Here is a 22,059-nt window from a genome sequence, read left to right on the forward strand (position 1 = left end):
TCAAAACACGACCTAGTCCAGGCACTTCACCCACACGACGTGGGACCACCCACCGAACTCGCTGTCGTCGATGTCGACTACGCCGAGCTGGACCCGTTTTTTGACCGACGTGTCGGTACCGATGCAGGTCGGGCGGTTGCTCGGTGGATGCGTGACACCGTCAGGGCCGCTCCACATCGCGCCCGCGATGCTGTAGCCGGTGCCGCCGCTGTCCACGAGGTGGATGGCGTCTCCGGAGCCGTTCGGCATCGCCCAACCTTCGACGACAGCCGGTGTCGCCTCGTGCCGGAGGCCCACCCACCACCAGATTCCGATCGCGAGGACGGCCACCGCGCCCGCCATGACGAACACTTTTCGTCTCGTCGCCGCCACGAGCTTCCCCCTTCTCGAGTAGGCCCTTCCTACCCGAGAAGGGGAAACAAGTCAGCTCTACGCCGGTGGCACCTTGGCGTCCCGGGCTCGGGCGACTGCCTCGTCATAGTCGGGGCGCAGCAGATATCCGCCGGTCAAGGCGCGGTTCGCGGCGGCCACGAACTTGGCGACGTAGGTCGCGTGGTCCGGGTACAGCTGCCGGATTCGGGCTTCGCTGAACGGCGTTGTCGTGCCCAGGAGCATGCAGGCGCCGGGTACGTTGCCGCCGCTGTTGTTCGGCGAGTAGGTGGCGACAGGGGTGTCGAGGTCGGGCAGGCGGACACCGCCCAAGGCGTTCTGGTCACTGTCCCGCACGATGATCAGCCCGAGCAGCATGGTGATCGGCGGCGCCGTCGGCGGGGCCGCACCGCCCCTGGCCCATCGGTCGAGGTGGTGGAACGCCGCGTTCTCCGCGTACCGGAAGGTCATGCTGTTGACGGGCTTCTCGCACCGGGTTTCGGCGCCGTTGTTGATCGCCTTGTCGCGGGCGTTCGCGGCGTTGTACTGGTCGAGCCCGTACTGGTCGGCGTGCGCGGTGCCCGCGACCTCCCACGTGCGTACCATGGCGGTGTCCTGCCGTACCGACGAAGAGAACACAACGTCGGTCTCCGCCTGCAACACGAACACAGGGACGCCAAGGTCGGTGCGAATCCTGGCGGACAGCGCACCGACCGCACCGTCGCCGATCGGTGCCGCGAGCGAGGCGCGGCCGTGCAGCATCAAACCGTTGTACACCTTGTGAACCGGCTGGACCGCGTTGGCGTACGTGGTCAGCCGCAGTGCCGATTGCGAGTGTCCCGTGGCGAGTACGACGGTCGGCGTCCGGCCGCCCAATAGGTTCGGGTGACTGCGGACGGCTTGTGCGGCCTGCGAGAAGATGTCGTACGACAGCGCGTCCGTGCTGATGTTCACGGTGCTGTACCGGCCGGGATCAAGAGTCTTCAGCTTGTCGGCACCGCCTTTCTGCGCGGTCACGCCGACGTACGCATAGCCCTCACGCAGGAAGTGCCGGTAGGACTGGGAGAAGTCGACGGGAATGTCCACGCCGAAGCTGACGTTGAGCCACTCGACCACGACCGTGCCGTTGAACCTGGCCGGGTTGTCCGGCCGCACCACGACAATCCTGGTGGTGTACGGGTTGTCGGTGGTGGCGGTCCGCATGGTCCATCTGCCGTCCTCGGTCCAGGTGCCCACCTGTTCATAGGTGTCGGCACGGCCGGACATCAGGTACTCCTCTTCCACGTACCCCGCGGCGGCCAGGTCGATCACGCCCTTGGCGCCGCTGGCCGGCCAGCCCTTCCCGGCGTTCGAGGGCACCATGGTGACCGTGGGGTCCGCGGCCGACGGGGCCGCCTCAGCGGTGCCCGAGATGGTCACGGCCATCAGGGATGCTGCTACCAGCAGCCGTAAACGCATGGTGGGAACCTCCTGACTCTAAGGGCGGACGCGCCGCAGCACGCCTGCCAGGTGTTCGGCGATCGCGTTGACGTGAGGCGGGTCCAGCAGCGAAAGGTGATGTCCTGGCACCGTCACCACTTCCAGGTCGGTGCAGACCGCGTCCCAGCCACGGGCCGGATCGGTGCGGTCGAACCGCGGGTCACGAAGCCCGCCGGGCACTGAGGATTCGGCGCTGTAGAAGACGACCGGTCCGTGGTACGGCTTCGGCCGGTACCGTTCCAGCAGCCGGGCGTCCAGGAAGGACGCTCGCTGGTGGGCCAGGATCGCGGCGCTGACCTGCTCGTTGATCAGCCCGGCTGACAGGATCGTGGCGATCAGCAGGTCCGCCTGCTCCTCCTCGTCCAGTTTGGCCAGTTCCCGGTACGGCAACTCGATCCGCTTGCCGTAACTGGTCCGCAGGAACTCGCCGAACCGCTGGAACCGCTGTCGCATCCGCTCGATCTCGGTCAGCCCGGGGTCGTGCGGCAACGGCAGGATCGGGTCGATCAGAGTCAGGACCTCGACGGAGTGCCCTTCGGCGGTGAGCCGCTGTGCCATCTCGAAAGCCAGGAAGCCGCCGAAGGACCAGCCGGCCAGCCGGTACGGACCGCTCGGCTGGATCGACCGGAGCTCCGCCAGGAACCGCTCGGTGCGTTGCTCGACGGTCCTGGTGTCGTCGATCCGGTCGAATCCATAGGCCGGAACGTCCAGCAGGTCGACGAGTTGGCGGAACACCGCCGTGTCACCGCCGCCGGGGTGGAAGAAGAACACCGGGTCCTCGCCCGCACGCAGGACCCGGACCGGCCCGGTCGCGCGATCAGCCGCGCGCACGAGGTTGGCCATGAGTTCGACGGTCGGCCCAGCGAACAACTCGGCCGTACTGAACTCGTGCCCGGACCGTGTCGCCAGCAGGGCAGCGACTTGCCCGGCTTGCCTTTCGTCGCCACGGAATTCGTGGGTCACGCCGACCGGGACGCCGAGCACGTCCTGCCACACCGACGCGACCAGCCGCTCGGCCGCGTCACGAGGTGGCACCAGGACCGTGGACTCCAGCGTCTTCTCGGTGTCCGCGATGCCGATCTCGGTGTACACGCGGGTGCACAGTTCGGTGAGGGACGCGCCGGTGAGCAGGACCGAAACCGGCAGGTTGATCTCCAGATCGTGCTGCAACGCGTTACGAATCCGCATGGCCAGCAGGGAGTCCACGCCCAGACTGGTCAACGGCAGGTCGCCGGCGAGAGCGTCGTCGGCCAGGCCCATGACGGAGGCGACACGGAAGCGGACCTGAGCGGCCACGAGCCGCCGTGCCTCCGGCGGACGGCAGGAACGAACGGCGGCCATCCCCGGCCAGTCGTCGGATTCCGTGACCTTGTGCCGGGCAAGCACCTCGGCGAAGAACGGAATCCCGGCAAGGTCGGGGAATTCCGTCACCAGCCGGGACGTGTGCAACCGGACCGCACCGACGCGGGCACGCCCGGAGCTGATCACGTCCTCGATCAGGCCGAGCCCTTCGGCCGGGCTGACCGGGTGGATCCACGGGACGTCGAGGTCCGCGGCCGCGCCCACTTCCGCCCACGTGCCCCAGTTGATCGTCGCCGCAGGCAGGCCATCCGCCTGCCGGAGCGCCACCAGTGCGTCGAGATACGCGTTCGCGGAGGCGTAGGCCGGTTGCCCAGGCAGGCCGTGCAAGGCGGTGGCGGACGAGAACCCGAGCCACCAGTCCAGGTCGTATCCCAGGCTGGCCTCGTGCAGCCGCCACGCGCCGTCCGCCTTGGGCCGCCACGTTCTCCGTAGTGTGGTTTCGTCCAAAAGCGACACTGGACTGTCGTCGAACACCGCCGCCGCGTGCGCTACACCACGGGGGTTTCCGGCGGCTTCGAGCAAACGTTTGGCCACAGCTGGTTCCGCGACATCACCCAGGACGATTTCGACCGTCGTTCCATTGGACCGCAGCTCCTCGATCACGGCGGCGGCAGCGGGACCGGGTGGTTTTCGTCCATTGAGGACCAGTCGGGCGGCGCCGCGATCGGCCAGCCAACCGGCCAGCAGCAGGCCAAGGCCGCCGAGACCGCCGGTGATCACGTAACCACCGTCCGGACGGACCGCGGGAGCGACCGGTGTGGGCGCGGACGCGCTGGTCAGGCGGGCCACGTATCGACGTCCATCGCGCCACGCGACTTCGTCGTCGGGGGCTCCGGCCGTGAGTTCGGTTCCGAGATCGGCGATGTCGTCGAGATCAAGCCAGCTCGCCTGGATAGCCGGGTGCTCGAAGGACAGGACCCGCACGAGTCCTCGAAGCGACGAGGGCCCGGGCTGTCCTCGGTCGCGGGGGACAACCGTCGCGGCTGAGCGTGTGACCAGCCACAACCTCGGTGGCTTGCCAGGCAGGTCGGCCAAGGCTCGCGCCCATCGCACACTGTCGAGCACGGCCCATTTGCCGGTTTCGGGCCCGTCGGCCTCATCCTCCGGCACGAGCAGAGCCACGGCCGACGGCCGGGCCACCGCCAGGACATCGATGTCCAGTGTGGACACCACGCGACAGGACGATCCCGTGGCCCCGACTGCGGACAAAGCCCGTTGCGCCAGCGGGTGTCCCGGTTCGGCGACGATGACCACACTGCCTGGTTCTCCGCTGGTGGACAGGTCGGCTCGCTGCCATTCGTGGGCGAGCAGGCATTCCCGCAGCGGCGTGGCGAAGCGCGAACGCTCGACCCTGCGCACGAACACCCCGGTGATCTCCAGCAGTACCTGGTCCTCGGTGTCGACCAGACGGACATCACCGATCAGCCCGCCGTCGCCGGGCGTGACCGAAACATGCGTTCGGACACCCGTGCCCGGATCGCCGAGCAGCCGTACCCGGCCGAATTCCATGGGCACGTAACGGACATCGGCCTCGGTCGACCCCACGGCAGCGACGATGCCCTGCAAGCACGCGTCCACCAATGCGGGATGGATCAGGTAGCCCGCCCGAGGCGCGGCTTCGGGCACCGTGACTGTCACCACAGCAGTGCCATCACCGTGGTATGCCTCGGTGACGCCAGTGAACGCGGGCCCGTAGTCGACGCCGAGCGATCGCAGCCGGTCGTAGAGATCCTTGACCGGTTCGTCGCACGAAGCCGCCGGATGCCATTCGGTGCCGTCGGCATCGGTGATCGACACCGAGCAGTGCGCGATCCACCTGCCGTCCGTTCCCTTGGTGTGGAAGAGGATTTCGTCACGGGTGCATGTCGTGGTGATCCAGGTGTGTTCGGTCAGCGGCAGTGGTTCGTGCAGGGTCAGTGCGCGCAGGCCCAGTTTCTCGGCGGGCCGGTCCAAAGCCGTGGCCGCGGCGGCGAAGGCCATCTCGACGAAACACGACCCGGCGAGCACTGCGGTGCCGTCGATGCGGTGGTCGGCCAGCCAGGGGTGCCGTTGTGTGCCGAGGTCGGCCCGCCACAGGTGGACGTCCTGGCCCGGGAGTTCGCAGTGTGTCCCCAGCAACGGGTGGTCTCCCGCCGGGGCCGCCGCGGACACCGGGGGAACCCAGTATTCCTCGTGTTCCCAGGCGGTCAGGGGCAGGTCGATCAGCCGTCCCGAGGTCGGCGGAGGCTGGTCGCCGTCAGCGATGAGAGCGCCGAGGTTGGCGTGGAAGCTGCCGGGCTCGTCGCGGCGCAAGGTGCCCAGCACGGTCGCGTCCTCGACCGTCTCGCGGATCGCATGCCGCAGCAGGGGATGCGCCGAGATCTCGACGAACGCCCGGTACCCGTCGCGCCGCGCGGCCTCGACCGCCTGGGCGAACCGGACCGGCCTGCGCACGTTGGCCACCCAGTAGTCGGCGTCGAACCAGGCCGTATCGAGTGCCGCCGGGTAGATCGGGACGACCGGGTCCATTGCTTCCACAGTGGACAGTTCGGCGCGCAGCGCCGCGGTGATCGGCTCGACCAGCCTGGAGTGCCCGGCCACGGTCGACTTGATCAGCCCGGTGCCCACCCCGCGTTTGCTCACCTCGGTGACCAGTTCGAGCACGTCATCCACCGGACCGGCGACGACGGTCTGCCGTGGCGCGTTGAACACCGCCAGATCCACCGTGGGATGACCGGTCAGCAGGTCGGCGACCTCGTCGGCGGACATCTCCAGCATGGCCATCGCGCCGGTGCCTGCCGTGGTAGCCAGCAGACGTGCTCTCGTCCGTACGATTCGCACGCCGTCCGCCAGGGAGACCGCTCCGGCGACGACCGCCGCCGCGACCTCGCCGAGCGAGTGCCCGATGACCGCGGCGGGCTGCATCCCGTAGTGCTGCCACAGCCGTGCCAAGGCCACCTGCAGGCCGAACAGCACAGGCTGCAACTCCTCGAACGCCTCCGGCACCGTACCTTCCGCCAGAACCTCGGACAGTGGAATACCGGCGTCGTCGATCTCCGCCACGGCCTCCGCGAAAGCAGGTTCCTCGATCAGCAGCCGTTGCCCCATGCCCGCCCATTGCGCGCCCTGCCCGGAGAAAACCCAGACGACACCTTGGCCCACGCGGTCCCGCTGACCCAGCGCGACGCCGGGCGCGGCCGTGCCAGCGGCCAGGGATCGCAGGCCGGAGACCAGCCCTTCGCGGCCTCGTGCGGTGACGACGGCCCGGACCCGGCCACTCGCCCTTCGGGCGAGTGTATGCTCCACATCAGACAGATCAGCGTCGGCGCCCGGGCCGGTCAGCCAGTCCGCCAAACGCTCGGACGCACGCCTCACGCGCGCCTGCGAGTGTCCCGCCACCAGGAACTGGCCGCGACCCAGTTTCCGTCCACTGTGGTCGGACTCAGGTGCCTGTTCGACGACGACGTGTGCGTTGGTGCCGCCGAACCCGAAGCCCGACACCCCGGCGATCGAGGGCCGTCCGTGATCCGGCCACGGCCGCTGGTCGTACGCCACTGCAAGACGGAGGCGCTCGAAGGGAATGTGCGGATTGGGCTCACGGAAGTGCAGGCTCGCCGGAATCCGCCGGTGGACCAGCGCGAGCACGACCTTGATCAGCCCGGTGATCCCGGCCGCCGCCTCCAGGTGGCCCAGGTTGGTCTTGACCGACCCGACCAGCAGCGGCCGTTCCCGCCGGGCCGCCTGGCCGAGCACGGCGCCGAGCGCTCCGGCCTCGATCGGATCGCCGAGCAACGTTCCGGTGCCGTGCGCCTCCACGTAGTCCACGTCCGCCGGGTCCACGCCCGCCGAGGCGTACGCGGCCTCCAGCAACGCCTGCTGCGCTTCGGGATTGGGCGCGGTCAGGCCGTTGGACCGGCCATCGGAGTTCACCGCGGACCCACGCAACACCGCCAGTACTCGATCCTGGTCGCGCACAGCGGTGCTCAACGGCTTGAGCACGACCACCGCCACACCCTCCGCCCGGCCGATGCCGTTCGCGGACGCGTCGAAGGCCTTGCAGAGCCCGTCGGGCGCGGACACCCCCATCTGGTCGAAGGTCGCGGTCACGCCCGGTCCAAGCAGGAGGTTGGCACCGGCCGCGATCGCGAGCTCGCTCTCGCCGTCGCGCAGGCTCCGCATCGCGAGGTGCACCGCGACCAACGAGGACGAACACGCCGTGTCCACCGCGATGCTGGGGCCACGCAGGTCGAAGACGTACGACACCCGGTTGGCCGCGACACTTGACGACGCACCCGTGGCGGTCCACGGATCCACCCGGCTGACGTCACCGAGGGTGAGCCTGCTGTACTCGTTGCCGCTGATCCCGACGAACACCCCGGTCCGGCTGCCGCGCAACCGGTCCGGCGCCATTCCGGCGTCCTCCAGCGCTTCCTGCGTCACTTCGAGCAGCAGCCGTTGCTGCGGGTCCGCCACCGCCGCCTCACGCGGGGCGATCCCGAAGAAGTCCGCGTCGAACCCGGCGACGTCGTCGAGAAACCCGCCCCATCGGGTCGTTCTGGCCAGGCGGTCGACCTGTTCGGGCGAATCGTGCCCGAACTGGTCCCACCGCCCGGCGGGCACCGGGCTGACCGCGTTTCGGCCGTCCACCAACAAGTCCCACAGTTCCGCCGGGCTGGTCACGCCGCCGGGCAGGCGGCAACCGATGCCGACGACCGCGATCGGTTCGCCGGTGACACCGGACGGCACCGGCCGGGTGCCGTCCGGCTCGTCCAGCAACGCGGCGGTGAGCGCGGCGATCGTGGAGTGCCGCCAGACCAAGGTCGCGGGCAGTTCCCGGCCCAGCACGTCCGAGAGGTCGCCGGCGAGCTGGACGGCCTCCCGGGAGGTCAGGCCGTATTCGGTCAGCGGCCGGTCGGCGTCTACTTCGGACGGATCGATCCGGCACACCGCGGCGATCGCCCGCACCAGCCATTCCCGTAGCCGCGCCGCGGTCATCGCAGGTCTCCGTCGAGATAGCGGCGGCGGGTCGCCGACCGCGCGATCTTGCCGCTGGACGTGCGCGACACCGCCCCCGGCGGCACCAGCACGAAATCCAGCAACCGCAAGTCATGCCGCTGTGACACGGCCGCACGGACCCGGCGCCCGATCTCGCCGGCCAGGTCGTCCTCCAGAGTGACGTGGGACGAGTGCTCCGCTACGACCACCGGGCCCTCCCTGCCGTCGCGTTCGATGCCGAACACCGCGACCCGGTCGCGCCGGATCGCCGGATGTGCCTGCTGCACAGTCGTTTCGATGTCCTGCGGGTAGTGGTTCGTGCCGTCGACGATGACCAGGTCCTTGAGCCGTCCGGTGACGTACAGCTCGCCCGCGTGGATCACGCCGAGGTCTCCGGTGCGCAGCCATCCAGCGTCCGGTTTTCCGCCGGTCAGGCGCCCGTCGAACGTCTCGGCCGACCGTTCCGGCTGCCGCCAGTACCCGTCGGCGACGTTGGGGCCGTGCACCCAGATCTCTCCGACGACACCGTCCTGCGTCTCCCGCCCGTCGACCACGATCCGCACGTCCTGACCGACGGACCGGCCCACGGACACCAGCCGCGTCGCCCGGTCGGCGTGTTCGTCGACCAGCACGGCTCGCTCACCTGGGCCCAGCCGGGTCCGGTCGAACGCCACGACCTTCGGTGCCGTGCCTGGCGGTGTCGTGCTGACGAACACCGTCGCCTCGGCGAGTCCGTACGACGGCCGGTGCGCGCTCGCCCGGAACCCCAACGGCCCGGCCACGACCAGGAAGTCGCGCACGGTCTCCGCCCGGACTGGCTCACTGCCGTTGATGATCGCCTTGACGTTGCTCAGATCCAGTTCCGCGCGGTCCTTTTCGTACATACCGGCGGCCGCGTGGTCGAAGGCGAAGTTCGGCGCCGCGGTGATCACGTCGGGATACGCCGAGAGCATCGTCAACCAGCGCACCGGTTTGCGGACGAACGCGAACGGCGTGGTGAACACCGAACGGCAGCCGACGCCGACGGGCAGAGCGACCAGGTTCACCAGACCCATGTCGTGGAACAACGGCAACCAGCCCACACACGTGGAGTTCTTGTCCACGTCGAACGCCGCCCGGGCCTGCGACACGTTGGCCGCGAGCGCGCCGTGACTGATCACAGCGCCCGCCGGTTTCCTGGTCGACCCGGAGGTGTACTGCAGGTAGGCGGCCTGGTCGGCGAAGGCGGGGACCGGCTCGAAGTCCGCGTCCGGCAGTGTGTCCACGGCGAGAATTTGCTTCGGCCGCGGTACCGGCTGCTGCTCAAGCAGGTCGTCGATCGCCGGCAGGACGGTCCGGGAGGTCAGCCACACTTGCGGATCGCAGTCGGCGAGCGCGCCGACCAGCCTGGTGGCGTGCGAGCTGACCTCCGGCGCGAACAACGGGACCGCGATCATGCCCGCGTACAATGCGCCGAAGAACCCGGTGACGTAGTCGAGGTTCTGCGGGCAGAGCAACGCGACCCGTTCGCCCGGCACGCTGACCTCGGCCAGCCGCGCCGCGACCGCCCGCGCTCGACTGTCCAGTTCGGACCATGTGAGGGTGTGCCCGACCCCGTCGGGGTGGTCGAGATAGTCGATGAACGTGAAGGCAGGGCCGTTGTCGGCGGCACGGCCGGCGAGCACACGGCTCACCGGCTCGAATCCCATCGAGAACGCATTACGTCGAACAGACATAGTTGACCCCATCCATGCGATTACCGCACAGGAACCGGGAGCAGGAAAGGACGCTGCGCAGGTTAACGACGGGCGAATTCGAGTCACAACAAAACGGTGATGTGACACAGGTCACCGCCGTTTACCGGCCTGCTGCTTTGTCACAACCCTTTACGTTCGCCGGGCGCGCACTGAACTTTCAGACACGTTTTTCACCGTCTGTGAACGCGGCGACCAGAAATGCCCACGACCGGTCCAACTCACGCTGCCACGACGGCCAGTCGTGGGTGCCCGGGCCGAAGCTCGTGCACACGGGGTGACCGATCGCCGCCATCCGCGCGGCGAAGTCCCGGCTGGTCGGCGCGATCAGCCGTTCGAGGAGCCGGTCGCCCGGCGCCGGTGGAGCACCCGGCACCCGGGTGCCGTCGCCGGCCGCGACGTAGAGACGCGTCCCGGCCAACCGCTCGGCCAGCCGGTAGGGGTTGTGGCCCGCCCAGACAGCACGCCCGGACCACCGGGGTCCCCACATGGCGTTCATCCGTTCACCCACGCTGCGCAGGAAGTACCGCAGCAACAGGGGAACTCCGCGCCGGGTGGTGTGCAGCAGGCCGCTGTAGGAGGCGACCGCCTGGAACATCCCCGGGTTGCGGGCGGCGTACATGACGGCGCCGTAGCCGCCCATGGACACGCCCGCCACGGCGCGCGAACGTCCCGCGCCATAGCGGGTTTCGAGTAACGACAGCAGCTCGACGATGTGAAACCGGTGCCAGGAGCGTGACTTCGGGCGTCGCCAGTCGGTGTAGAACCCGGCCCGGCCGCCCTCAGGCAGCACCACCAGCAGGCCACCGGGATGCGCCGGCGCCCGGCTGACGATGTCGGTGCGCTCCAGCCAGCACGACGGGCCGTCGTCACCGCCGTGCAGCAGATAGAGCACCGGCCAGTCACGGTCCGTACCAGGCCGCCATCCTGGGGGAGTGATCAGCAGGACGGTGACCGTCGTGTCCAACGCCGGCGAACGGATCTGCAACTCCAGCACATTCGGCCGGACAAATCGTTCCGCGACGACTTCGCAGTCCATCACACCTCGCTATTGATATCCCCGGCAGTATGCCATTACCGTGATTGTCCATCATGACCAGAATCGAGTCCCGGAGCCGCCCGGCCTGGACTCTGGTGACGGTGTCGTTGGGTGGAATGATCGTCGGCCTCGACGGTACCGCGCTGACCATTGCCGGGCCGGATATCGCACAGGACGCCGAGGCGTCACTGACCGAACTGCAATGGATCGCCAACGCATATCTGGTGGCGCTCGCGGTGGCTTTGTTCCCGGCGGGACGGCTCGCCGACCGGGCCGGCAGGCGGCGCGTGTTCGTGGTGGGTGTCGCCGGGTTCGGCCTCGTCTCGGTGCTCATCGCGGTGAGCGCGACGGCCTGGCTGCTGATCCTTCTGCGGGCCGCCCAAGGAGTGTTCGGCGCGCTCCTGCAACCTGCCGCGCTCGCCCTGGTGCGGGCGACGTTCACCGGCAAGCGCCTTGATCTGGCGCTGGGGATCTGGGGCGGGGCCGGTGCGCTGTCCATCGCCGCCGGACCCGTGGTCGCCGGGCTGATCGTCCAGCACTACGGGTGGCCGGTGGTCTTCCTGATCAACGCACCGATCGCCGCCGCCACAGTCGTGCTCGCGTTGTGCACCGTTCGCGAGTCACGGGCGCACGGCCGGCCCGGTCGTCCGATGGACCTGATCCGCAGCCCCGGTGTCGCGCTCGGCTCCGTCCTGACTGGACTGAGTTACTTCTCCCTGTACGGCTTGCTGTTCTTCCTCACGCTCTACCTGCAGAACCTGCGCGGGTTCGACCCGGTCGGCGCGGCCGGGTGGCTGTTGCCGCTGACCGCCGTGGTCGTGCTCAGCGCCCCGGTCGGAGGCGCCCTCACCGCCCGGTTCGGTCCGCGATGGCCGGCCGTCTGCGGGCTGTCGCTGGTTCTCGGTGGCATGCTCGGCTTTCTGGGCCTCGGCCCGGACAGCACACAGGCCGGGATGCTGCCCGCCGCACTCGTGCTCGGCGCGGGGACCGGCGTGGCGTTGATCGCCACGACGCAGATCATCATCACCAACGCGCCGACGTCGATGTCCGGTCTGGCTTCGGCGTTGCAGCAGGTGGCCACGCAACTCGGTGGTGTGGCGGGGATTCTGGTGCTCGGTCTGGTCATGTCATGGCGGGTCGGCGGCCTGGTCCCGCCGGGCGCCGACGAAGGCGAAGCGGCACAAGGCCTTGGTGCCGGATCGGCCGCGTTCATCCCGGGCTTCCACGCCGCCGTCGTCACGGCGGCGGTCGTGATCGCGGCCGGCGCCGCGCTCGCGTTGCGCACGTCAAACCGCCCCTCGCCGCAACCGGCCTGGCCACCAGATGTTCCGGCCAATGTGGACGGTGAGCGCCGGGACCAGCAGTGACCGCACCAGCAGGGTGTCCAGCAGCACGCCGAACGCGACCAGGAACGCGATCTGGGCCATGAACAGGATCGGCAGCACGGCCAGCGCGGCGAAGGTCGCGGCCAGCACCACCCCGGCGGACGTGATCACGCCGCCGGTCACGGCGAGTCCGTGCAACGTCCCGGCACGGGTCCCGATCCGCCGCGCTTCCTCACGCACCCTGGTGATCAGGAAGATGTTGTAGTCCACGCCCAGCGCGACGAGGAACACGAACGCGTACAGCGGAACGGACGGATCGGAGCCGGGGAAGTCCAGAACCTCGTTGAACACCAAGGCGCCGACGCCCAGCGTCGCGGTGAAGGACAACACGACAGTCGCGATGAGCACCAGCGGCGCCAGCAAAGCCCGCAGCAGCAAGGCGAGCACGAGGAACACGACCACCAGCACAGCGGGGATGATCACCAGCCGGTCTCGTTCGGCCGCTTCGGCGATCTCCTGCTGGATCGCGGTCTGCCCGCCCACCCGTACCGAGGCCCCGGGCACCGCCCGCACCTCACGCCTGAGGTCCGCCAACGTCTGCCGGGCGGCCTCCGAATCCGCCGGTGCGGCGAGTGTCGCGGTGATCTGCACCCATTCGTCGGTCTGTCCGGCGGCCGTCACGGCGGCGACACCGTCGACGTGCGCCGCCTGTGCGACCCGGGCCGCGTACCTCGGTTCGGTGATGATCACGACTGGTTCACCCGCTCCGGCCGGGAAGTGCTCCGCCAGCACGTGCTGCCCGGTCACCGCGTCGACCGGGTCCAGGAAGACCTCGGTCTGCCTGACGCCACTGGACCGCGACACGCCGACGAAGATCGACAGCTGGACCAGGACCAGCAGGCTGATCACCCAGACCGGCACGAACCGGCGGCTCACCAGGTCCGCCACTCGCCCCCACAGCCGTGGCCGGGCCGCCGGACGCGGCCGTGCCGGCCAGAACGCCTTGCGGCCCAAGAGCGTCAACGCCGCGGGCAGGAACGTCAGTGAGACGAGCAGGGACGCGGCGATCCCGATCGCCGCCACCGGGCCGAGTCCCCGGTTCGACGACAGTTCGCTGAGCAGCAGGCAGGCCAGGCCGAGGATCACGGTCCCGGCCGACGCCGCGATGGATTCGAACGACGCGCGCACGGCCTTGCCGACCGACTGGCGCGGACTCGCGCCGGACGCGGTCTCCTCCCGATGGCGTGCGATGAGCAGCAAGGCGTAGTCGGTGGACGCCCCGAACACCAGGATGAACAGGATTCCCTGGCTCTGGCCGTTGAGCGTGAGCACTCCGTTCGCGGCGAGCGGATGGACCACCGACGCCGACAGCACCAGCGCGAGACCGGCCGACACCAGAACCACGACGGGCAGCACCGGGCTGCGGTAGACCAGGACCAGCACCAGCGCGACGACCAACGCGGTGACCACCAGCAACCGGCCGTCGATGCCGGTGAAGACCTCACCGAAGTCGGCGGTGTACCCGGCGGGCCCGGTCACGTGCACCGACAGTCCGGCGGGAAGATCCGCGCGGACGACGTCCCGCATCCGCTGGACCGTCCGGCCGGCCTCGAAACCGTCCACACCGGACACCGGTACGGTCACCAGCACCGCCTTGCCGTCCGGGGCCACGACCGGATCGGACACCGGTCCCGCCAACCCGGTGAGCCTGGAGACATCGGCCGCCCGGGCCCGTACCACCGCGCCGTCGGCCTCGGTCAGCCCGGCCGGTCTGCTGAACACCACCAGCGCGGGCTGGATCTTGCCGCCCGCGATCTTCTCCTGCAGCCGGACGACTTCCGTGGCCTCCGCGGCCGCGGGCAGGAACGATTCGCCGTCGTTGCGCTGCACCTCGCTCAACGCACCGGGTGCCCCGATGCCGACGGCACCGGCAACCAGCCACACGATCATCACCACGGCGGGAAGCCGTCGTCCGCGCTGCCGGGCCCGCCGCGGCACCGGTGGCACACGAGTGGGGGCTTCGACTCGCATCGGCAATCCGCCTTTCCGGGTCCCGGTATCGATACCTACTCGCTGACCGGTCCGGACGGCAACAGCTCACCGGGAAATCGAGGAGTACCCCACACCGGCACTCAAGGGTGTGACAAAAACCCGGCCGCGCTTACTCGTGCCGGTGACTTCCGGGGCTGATAACGATCTCGTTATCGTGGCGGCCCGGCCGGTTCGCGATTCGTGCGCGACTCCGCCGAATACGCGGCGCCGGTTTGTCGCTCCCGTTCTCTCCCGTAATCGATACGCAGAGGTGTCGAGCATGTTCAGATCCCCATTCCGTACGTTCGCCGTCGTGGCCGTGGTGCTCGCAGGCGGGGTGGCCGCCGCCGCGACGCCCGCCGCCGCCGCGCCGTGCACGGACATCGACGTGGTGTCCGCGCGGGGCACCTTCGAACCCGGCACGCTGGGCATCATCGTCGGCGACCCGGTCTACTCGGCCATCCAGCGCCAGGTCCGGGGCAAGTCGACCACGGCCCACCCGGTCGACTACCCGGCCAACCTCGACCTGTCGTCCGCCACCAAGGGCAACGTCGCCCTGGTCGACCACGTCACCAGCCAGGCCCGGTCATGCCCGAACCAGCGGTTCGTGCTGGTCGGCTACTCGCAGGGCGCGAACGTGGTCAGCAACTCGATCGGCGTGAGCAGCGCGGGCGCTCCGGTCGGCGCCCCGATCGCCGCGACGATCCCCGCGCCGATCGAACCGCGCGTGGCCGCGGTCGTGGTGTTCGGGCCGCCGATCGGATCGATCGGCAAGCACATCACCGGGACCTACCAGAGCCGCACCAAGGAATACTGCGCTCAGGGCGACCCGGTGTGCGAACGCGGCGGAAATGACGTCGGCGCGCACCTGAGCTACTTCCGCGACGCCGACGACGCGGCGGCCTTCGTCGCCGGAAAGGTCTGACGTGATTCGATAAAGTGTCACGCCGGTGACAGTCGCCGCCGGGTGCTTCGGCTGCCTGACGACAAGAAAAACGGCTTTGTGCGGCATACAACGCATGGCGTCCGATCGGCGCTCACTCGTGTGCTATTCATGAACACCAATGGCGCTTGGGAGGATGACGCGAGAAAGGGCGCGACTGATGCCGGACATTTCCCAGGACGACCAGTTCCCGTGGAAATCACTGCCGGCAGCGGTCGCGTCCTGGCTGCGCCCGGAGATCCCCAGGGTCGCCGAGGAGATGATCGACACGATCCGGCGCGAGGTGCCCGCGTACAACCGCCCGATGGAGGGCAGTTTCGGCGTGGGCCTGCGGCTCGGTGTGGAACAGGCGTTGCGGCAGTTCGTGGAGCTCATCACCGATCCCGGCGCTCCGCAGGAGCACAACGCCAAGATCTACCGGCGGCTGGGCCGTGGCGAGTTACGCGAGGGCCGCAGCCTCGACGCGCTGCAGGCGGCCTACCGCGTCGGCGCCCGGGTCGCCTGGCGCCAGTACGCGGACGTGGCCAGGCGGGCCGGGTTTTCGGCCGACGTCACCGGAATGCTGGCGGAAGCCGTGTTCACCCACATCAACGACATGGCGGCCGAATCGGTGAAGGGATACGCGGAGGCGCAGGCAGCGGCGGCGACCACGCGGCAGAAGATCCGTGAACGCCTTCTCGGGCACCTGTTGTCCGCATCACCGGCGTCCTGGGAGATCATCGAGGAACTCGCCCGGCAGGCACGATGGCCGCTGCCCGGCACGGCCGCCTGCGTGGCGGTGGAAGCCAGCGAGGACAACCCGTGGGAACTTGCTCCACTGCCGCACACCGTCCTCGCCGCGCCCGACGACCCTGAGCCCTATCTGCTGGTGCCCGATCCTGAAACAGCGGGAACGGAAGCGTGGCTACGCCGTGCCTTACGCGGGAGAATCGCCGCGGTCGGGCTGACCGTGCCGATCACGAACGTCCGGCATTCCCTGCTCTGGGCCCGCCAGACCCTGCGCCTGGTGCACCGCGGCGCCATCTCGCCCAAACCCCTGATCTGGAGCGCCGACCATCTCGGCGCGCTGCTCCTGCTCAACGACGAACACCTCGCCCAGCAGATCGGCGACCGCGCGACGCGTGTTTTCACCGACCTGACACCGGTTCAGCGCGAGCGCATGGAGACGACGCTGCTGGCGTGGCTGAGGTCGACCGGCCGCAGCGCCCCGGAGGTCGCGACCATTCTGGGGATTCACCCGCAGACCGTGCGGTATCGCATGCACCAGTTGATGGAGTTGTTCGGCGACAGGTTGAACGACCCTGATTTCCGGTTCGAGATCGAAGCCGCGCTGCGCGCCCGCGCACTGCTCGATCAGGCGCCTTGACCACAGCCCATGGCCGGTCGGCCGTAAGGGATGCGGCTCGGCCACGGCGGACGGCCGAGCCGCATCCCCGCGCTCACCCGGTCAGGACGGCACGGTCCATCGCTGGTTGGCGCCGCCCGTGCAGGTCCAGATCTGCAGTTTGGTCCCGTCGGCGGAGATGTTGTCCTTGACGTCGAGGCACTTTCCGGTGTGGACGTTGACCAGCGCGCCGCCCGAAGAGGTCCATTGCTGGTTCCCGGCGCCGAAGCAGTCCCACAACTGAACCGGTGTGCCGTCGGCGGTGGCGCCGCCGGTGACGTCCAGGCACTTGCCGAGGCCACGGATCGTGCCGTCGCCGGACACGGTCCACTGCTGGTTCGGCCCGCTCGTGCACGTCCAGATCTGCGGCAGGGTGCCGTTCGCGGTCGAGCCGTCGGTGACGTCGAGGCACTTGCCGCCCAGGCCGGTGATCGGGCCGGTCCGGCCGGTCGGCGGGGGAGTGGTGCCCGGCCAGGTGAACGTCGCCATCGAGCCGCCGGGCAGCTGGTAGCCGAACGACTGGCCGCCGTAGGAGACCTGGAAGTTCTGCGTGCCACCGCTGTTGAGGGCGACGAGCACGATGGTGCCGTCGGGGTTGCGGAACGCGACGTTCTGGATGCCGCCCTCGCCGTAGCCGGTCGAGTCGATCCGCACCGCCCCGGGCTGGACGAACTTGCTCAGGTGCCCGAGCACGTAGTACTCGGCGTTGTACGTGACGCTGCTGCCGTTGGTGGTGACGACACCCATGCAGTTGGTGCAACTGCCGATGACGGGGCCGTGGTTGGCGTCCAGAGCCATGTTCCAGGTGGTCACGGTCCTGGCCCAGTTACGCGTGGTGCCGATGGCGAGGTTGATTCCCTGCCACCGCAACGTGTCCCGGAACGTCGCGGCGTCGGTGCTGGACGACGTGCCGGAGCACTCGGTGAAGAAGATCTCCTTGTTCGGCTGGGCGTTGCGCACCACGGACTGCCCACTGGGGTTGCCGCCGTAGCAGTGCCACGCCGAACCGGCCACGTTGCTGCCCGCGGCGTTGTTCACCTGCTGCGCGTAGGTGGTGTTGTCCCAGTTGTGGTCGTAGCCAAGGAGCTTGGTGTTCAGACCGGCGTCGCGCAGCTTGGGCACCAGGTTGTTGATGATGGTCGCCTGCTGGCCGGCGGACATCAGCATGCCGGGGTAGCCGGGCGGAGAATAGTTCGGCTCGTTCTGCACGCTCATGTAGTCGATCGGTGCGCCCGCGGCGCCGTACGCCTGGGCGAACTTGACCAGGTAGTCGGCGTAGACCCCGATCTGGCTGTCGTTGAGCGAGCCGCCGATGAGGTTGTTGTTGGTCTTCATCCACGCCGGAGCACTCCATGGACTGGCCATGATGGACAGTCGGGGGTTCAACGACCTGGCCTGCCGCACCAGCGGCAGGATGTAGGCGTTGTCGTGCGCGATGGAGAACCGGGACAGGGCCGGGTCGGCCGCGCCGTCGTTGTAGGTGTAGAAGCTGCGCGAGAAGTCCGTCGCGCCGATCGGCTGCCGCAACCAGTTCAGCCCGATGCCGTTGCCCGGGCTGAACAGGGCGGTCATGATCTCGTCGCGCCGGGGCGAGTTGAAGACGTTCCACGCGGCCGAATCGGTGAACGAGGCGCCGAAGCCGACCATGGACTGGTAGGTGGTGTTCGGGTTCACGGTGATCACCGGGCCGCTGCCGCCGGTCCCGAAGTTCACGTTCGCCTGCTGGCGCAGCAGGTTCGCGCGGTCGGCCGTGGTGAGCCACACGCTGGCGGTCGTCGCCGCCAGCGCGGTGGGAGCCGGGACGGCGAGAAGGGCACCGGCGGTGACCGCCGCCGCGAGGACTGTGGTCATACGCGTTGTCAAGGACATGACGCTCCTTGCAGGGGTGGGAGCCACATGATGGTGAGACAGAACGAAATCTGGTACGCGATCACCTCCTCAGTGGTCCGGCCTGGAGTTGTCAGTCGTACAGGCGGATGTCGGCGACACTCCACCAGTTGCCCGCCGCGCCGGTGGCGGTGACGCGCAGGAACCGTGCACTGGTGCGGCGGACGTCGACGTTGGTGAGCTGGCCGGCGCCGGTCCCGGTCGCCAGCGTGCGCCATGTGGTGCCGTTGTCGCTGATGGACAATTGCCAGTTACGCGCGTAGTCACCGAGATAACCACCGCTGTCGACGGCGATCCGGCGGAAGTGCTTGCGTGCGCCCAGATCCAGTTGCAGGTACTGACCCGCGGCCTGCGGTGCTTCGCTGGACCACCGGGTCGAGGCGTCGTCGTCCACGGCCAGCGCGGCGCCCGTGCCGAGCGAGGCGGTGGCGGTCGTGCCGCCGAGCGGGACGAAATCCAGCCTGCTGCGCAACTGGCTGCTGCGCGGCCAGGTGAACGTGGCCAGCGCGCCGCCGGGCAACGTGTACTCGAAGGTGCGGTCACCGACGTTGACGGCGAACGAACGCGGGTCGTCGTTCTCGTTGTGTACCACCAATGCGGTGGAGCCGTCCGGATTGCGGAACGCCACGTCCATGATCTGGCCGTTCCAGCCGGTGGTGCCGAAGGACGTGCTGGCGATCCGGCGAGCGCCCGGCTGTACGAACTTCGACAGGTGCCCGATCGTGTAGTACTCGGCGTCGGCGGTGACCGAGCCGTCCGGGTGGACGGTGACCAGGCCGGTGCACGTGCCGCAGCCGCCGTTGTGCGGGCCGCCCGTGTTGTCCAGGGCGATGTTCCAGTTCACCGCGCTGCGTGCCCAGTTGCGGGTCGTGCCGAGGACGACGTTGCGGGCGTGCCAGGTCAGCGTGTCGCGGAAGACCTTGGCCGGCGGATCGGTGGCACCACGGGAGCCTGAGCACTCGGTGAACCAGATTCCCTTGGCCGGGAAGGCGTTGTGCAGCGCTGTCTGCGCGCTGGGGTCACCGTAGTAGCAGTGGTACGCGGTCCCGGCGATCCAGCGGGACGCCTTGTCGCGCAGGATCTGGTACGGGTAGTCGGTTTCCGGGCTGGACCCGGGTGGTGTGGTGGCGGTGTCGTTCGGGTGCGTGGCCCAGTTGTGGTCGTAGGCCAGGATCTTGGTGCGCGGGCTGGCGAGGCGGAGCCTGGGGCCGAGCGCCTCGATGACCTTGAGCTGCTGGGCGACGGGCATGTCCGTGCCGGGATAGGCGTCCGGTTTGCGGTTCTGCGGCTCGTTCTGCACTGACAGGAAGTCGATCGGCACGCCTGCGGCCGTGTACGCCTGGACGAACTTCACCAGGTAACGCGCGTAGGCGTCGTAGACGGCCGGGTCGTCCTTGAGACGGCCGCCGACGAGCGAGTCGGTGGTCTTCATCCACGCGGGCGGGCTCCACGGCGTGGCCATCACCTTCAACGCCGGGTTCAGCCGCTTCGCCTCACGCAGCAACGGCAGGACCTTCGCCTCGTCCCGGGCGATGCTGAAGCGCCGCAGGGCGAAGTCGGTCTGACCGGCCGGGACGTCGTCGTAGGTGTAGTGCCCGGCCGACGCGGTGAAGTCCGACGAACCCACCGGCTGCCGCAGGAAGCTCACGCCGATCCCGCGCACCGGGTCGAACAACCGGCGCATGGTGTCGGCCCGGACCGCGGGCGCCAGGCCCATCAGCACGGCGGCCGAGGAATCGGTGATCGAGGCGCCGAATCCGTCGACGGTCTGGTAGTCGCGGCCGGGGTCGACCACGATCGTCGGCTGGGCCGTCGGGGGCGTGCCGAACGTGACGCTGGGGCGTTCGGCGAGCAACTCCGTCCGGTCGGGCGTGGTCACCCACACCCGCGCCCGCGGCACGTCCCGGTCACCGGAAGCCTCGGCCGCGGGCACGGCGGCCAGACCGAGGACCAGGGCCACGGTCGCGACATCGCGAGCAATCGTTCTCATCGCCGTCCTTCGGTCCGCCGGCACCGCATGTAACAAGAAGTAGTCACAATGAAACGCCGGATTGCAGAATGAAACACCCGGTGTTCCGCCGCCGTCAAGCCTCGGACCGGTCTCGCTATACTCACCAGGTGGAACGCGAGTCCGGGCACCTGAAACAGCGCCATGCCCGATAACCGGCGCGCGAGTCTCCGTGACATCGCCGCGGAGACCGGTGTCTCGGTCGCCACCGTCTCCCGGGTGCTCAACGAGCACGTCAACGTGGCGCCCCGGACCCGTGACCTGGTCCTGCAAGCCGTCGAACGACACAAGAAGCGCGCCGCCCAGCCCGGCAAGCCCCGGACCGTCTACGTCCGGTGCCCGTACGTGCTGACCGACTACTTCGGACTGATCGTGTCCTCGATCGCGGAGGCACTGAAGATCCACGGCGTGCGTCTGCTGCTGGACGCGGGGGAGTCCGCCCAGCACAGCGACGCGCTCGCTGCGCTGCCGAGCCAGGACGACGTCACCGCCGCGATCCTCATCCTGCCGCCGGAGGAGGGTGATCAGCTGGTCACGCTGTCCCGCGCGGGTTTCCCGTTCGTCGTGGTCGATCCGCGCACGCCGCCGCCACCGGACATCGCCGCCGTCTCGGCCGCGCACTTCTCCGGGGCACGTGCGGTGGCCGACCATCTGATCGGTCTGGGCCACCGGGACATCGGCGTCATCGCGGGCCCCGACGAGTGGCTGGCCGGCGACGCCCGGCTCGCCGGCCACCGTGCCGCGCTCGCCCAGGCGGGGATTCTGCTGACACCGGACCGGTTGCGGCACATCGAACCCACCACGGCTGAGGGCCGCCGGGCCGCCGCGGAACTGCTCGGCCTCGCACCACGACCGACCGCGATCGTCTGCTTCAACGACAAGGTGGCCGTCGGAACCCTGCAGGCCGCACGGGAACGTGGCCTGCGCGTCCCGGAAGACCTGTCCATCGCCGGGTTCGACGACATAGACATCAGCCAGGCGACCGACCCGCCGTTGACGACCGTGCGGCAACCGTTGCAGGAGATGGGACGCATCGCCGTCACGCAGCTCATGCGCGTGCTCGACGGTCATCAGCCAGAGGCCCTGCACATCGAACTCGCCACCGCACTCGTGGTCCGCGACTCCACCGCCGCCTGCTGACCAGCCGTGACCGGCCGCCCCGGCCGGACGGGGGACCGGTCCCGGCCCGCCCCGGCCACCCTTGCCTCGACATTGGTTCGAGAAAGTGAGGTCAGATGCGGCGAACAACGCGTCTGGGTCTGGTGGCGGTGCTGACGCTCGCGGTTTCGGGTGTGGTCCAGCCGGTCGCGTCGGCCACAGGGACCCCGCTGGAGATCAAGGGGATTTCGGCGAGTGCCGATGACGGCAACGTCCCGGCCAACACGATCGATGGGGATCTGACCACCCGGTGGTCGGCTGAGGGTGACGGGGTGTGGATCCGGTACGACCTCGGCTCGGCGCAGACGGTCGGGTCGGTGTCCATCGCCTGGCACAAGGGCGACACCCGGCGGGACACCTTCGACGT

At 69.2% G+C, this 22,059-nt stretch carries 13 protein-coding genes; 5 read left to right on the plus strand and 8 right to left on the minus strand.

The annotated features are described in order from the left end of the window. Nucleotides 1-12: 12 nt before the first annotated feature. The 5 genes from GC106_RS38740 to GC106_RS38760 form a co-directional block, all read right to left on the minus strand. A complete protein-coding gene (locus GC106_RS38740; RefSeq protein ID WP_173140896.1) occupies nucleotides 13-342 on the minus strand; it encodes a hypothetical protein in 330 nt (109 codons plus the stop codon). Nucleotides 343-429: 87 nt separating this feature from the next. After that, entirely contained in the window at nucleotides 430-1,827 is a 1,398-nt protein-coding gene (locus GC106_RS38745) for an alpha/beta hydrolase domain-containing protein (RefSeq protein WP_173140898.1), read from the minus strand. Nucleotides 1,828-1,845: 18 nt separating this feature from the next. After that, complete coding sequence (locus tag GC106_RS38750) at nucleotides 1,846-8,184, minus strand: type I polyketide synthase (RefSeq protein ID WP_173140900.1); 6,339 nt, start codon at nucleotides 8,182-8,184, stop codon at nucleotides 1,846-1,848. Beyond that, the gene (locus GC106_RS38755; protein WP_246367811.1) at nucleotides 8,181-9,899 is read right to left on the minus strand and encodes a fatty acyl-AMP ligase; all 1,719 of its coding nucleotides are present in this window, start codon (nucleotides 9,897-9,899) and stop codon (nucleotides 8,181-8,183) included. Before GC106_RS38755 ends, GC106_RS38750 begins: the two co-directional genes overlap by 4 nt. Before the next feature lie 178 nt (nucleotides 9,900-10,077). Then, entirely contained in the window at nucleotides 10,078-10,956 is an 879-nt protein-coding gene (locus GC106_RS38760) for an alpha/beta hydrolase (protein WP_173140902.1), read from the minus strand. A gap of 53 nt (nucleotides 10,957-11,009) precedes the next feature. On the opposite strand from GC106_RS38760, the gene GC106_RS38765 reads away from it, so the two are divergent. Beyond that, complete coding sequence (locus GC106_RS38765) at nucleotides 11,010-12,323, plus strand: MFS transporter (protein WP_173140904.1); 1,314 nt, start codon at nucleotides 11,010-11,012, stop codon at nucleotides 12,321-12,323. Here the strand turns inward: GC106_RS38765 and GC106_RS38770 are convergent. Further along, a complete protein-coding gene (locus GC106_RS38770) occupies nucleotides 12,243-14,312 on the minus strand; it encodes an MMPL family transporter (protein WP_173140906.1) in 2,070 nt (689 codons plus the stop codon). The two genes, GC106_RS38765 and GC106_RS38770, sit on opposite strands and share 81 nt — an antisense overlap. 280 nt (nucleotides 14,313-14,592) lie before the next feature. On the opposite strand from GC106_RS38770, the gene GC106_RS38775 reads away from it, so the two are divergent. Together GC106_RS38775 and GC106_RS38780 are read left to right on the plus strand one after the other, a co-directional pair. Further along, nucleotides 14,593-15,237: a cutinase family protein gene (locus tag GC106_RS38775; RefSeq protein WP_173140908.1), complete on the plus strand. Its 645-nt coding sequence runs from the start codon at nucleotides 14,593-14,595 to the stop codon at nucleotides 15,235-15,237. 178 nt (nucleotides 15,238-15,415) lie between these two features. Further along, nucleotides 15,416-16,621: a PucR family transcriptional regulator gene (locus GC106_RS38780; protein ID WP_173140910.1), complete on the plus strand. Its 1,206-nt coding sequence runs from the start codon at nucleotides 15,416-15,418 to the stop codon at nucleotides 16,619-16,621. Nucleotides 16,622-16,702: 81 nt separating this feature from the next. On the opposite strand, the gene GC106_RS38785 is transcribed toward GC106_RS38780, so the two are convergent. Together GC106_RS38785 and GC106_RS38790 are read right to left on the minus strand one after the other, a co-directional pair. Next, nucleotides 16,703-18,508: an RICIN domain-containing protein gene (locus tag GC106_RS38785; protein ID WP_173140912.1), complete on the minus strand. Its 1,806-nt coding sequence runs from the start codon at nucleotides 18,506-18,508 to the stop codon at nucleotides 16,703-16,705. Nucleotides 18,509-18,599: 91 nt separating this feature from the next. After that, entirely contained in the window at nucleotides 18,600-20,516 is a 1,917-nt protein-coding gene (locus tag GC106_RS38790) for a discoidin domain-containing protein (RefSeq protein ID WP_173140914.1), read from the minus strand. Between the two features lie 162 nt (nucleotides 20,517-20,678). On the opposite strand from GC106_RS38790, the gene GC106_RS38795 reads away from it, so the two are divergent. Next, complete coding sequence (locus tag GC106_RS38795) at nucleotides 20,679-21,674, plus strand: LacI family DNA-binding transcriptional regulator (protein WP_173140916.1); 996 nt, start codon at nucleotides 20,679-20,681, stop codon at nucleotides 21,672-21,674. A 95-nt stretch (nucleotides 21,675-21,769) separates the two neighbouring features. Then, a partial coding sequence (locus GC106_RS38800) for a discoidin domain-containing protein (RefSeq protein ID WP_217281493.1) occupies nucleotides 21,770-22,059 on the plus strand: 290 nt, incomplete at its 3' end.

Origin of the sequence: Kibdelosporangium persicum (genome assembly GCF_013280595.1) — a bacterium.
GTDB lineage: Bacteria > Actinomycetota > Actinomycetes > Mycobacteriales > Pseudonocardiaceae > Kibdelosporangium > Kibdelosporangium persicum.

Bases quoted from the DNA above. Each gene is read 5' to 3' on its own strand.
- GC106_RS38745 (WP_173140898.1), bottom strand. From the start codon at position 1,827: ATGCGTTTACGGCTGCTGGTAGCAGCATCCCTGATGGCCGTGACCATC.
- GC106_RS38770 (WP_173140906.1), bottom strand. From the start codon at position 14,312: ATGCGAGTCGAAGCCCCCACTCGTGTGCCACCGGTGCCGCGGCGGGCC.
- GC106_RS38795 (WP_173140916.1), top strand. From the start codon at position 20,679: ATGCCCGATAACCGGCGCGCGAGTCTCCGTGACATCGCCGCGGAGACC.
- GC106_RS38765 (WP_173140904.1), top strand. From the start codon at position 11,010: ATGACCAGAATCGAGTCCCGGAGCCGCCCGGCCTGGACTCTGGTGACG.
- GC106_RS38750 (WP_173140900.1), bottom strand. From the start codon at position 8,184: ATGACCGCGGCGCGGCTACGGGAATGGCTGGTGCGGGCGATCGCCGCG.
- GC106_RS38775 (WP_173140908.1), top strand. From the start codon at position 14,593: ATGTTCAGATCCCCATTCCGTACGTTCGCCGTCGTGGCCGTGGTGCTC.
- GC106_RS38790 (WP_173140914.1), bottom strand. From the start codon at position 20,516: ATGAGAACGATTGCTCGCGATGTCGCGACCGTGGCCCTGGTCCTCGGT.
- GC106_RS38785 (WP_173140912.1), bottom strand. From the start codon at position 18,508: ATGTCCTTGACAACGCGTATGACCACAGTCCTCGCGGCGGCGGTCACC.
- GC106_RS38760 (WP_173140902.1), bottom strand. From the start codon at position 10,956: ATGGACTGCGAAGTCGTCGCGGAACGATTTGTCCGGCCGAATGTGCTG.
- GC106_RS38780 (WP_173140910.1), top strand. From the start codon at position 15,416: ATGCCGGACATTTCCCAGGACGACCAGTTCCCGTGGAAATCACTGCCG.
- GC106_RS38740 (WP_173140896.1), bottom strand. From the start codon at position 342: ATGGCGGGCGCGGTGGCCGTCCTCGCGATCGGAATCTGGTGGTGGGTG.
- GC106_RS38755 (WP_246367811.1), bottom strand. From the start codon at position 9,899: ATGTCTGTTCGACGTAATGCGTTCTCGATGGGATTCGAGCCGGTGAGC.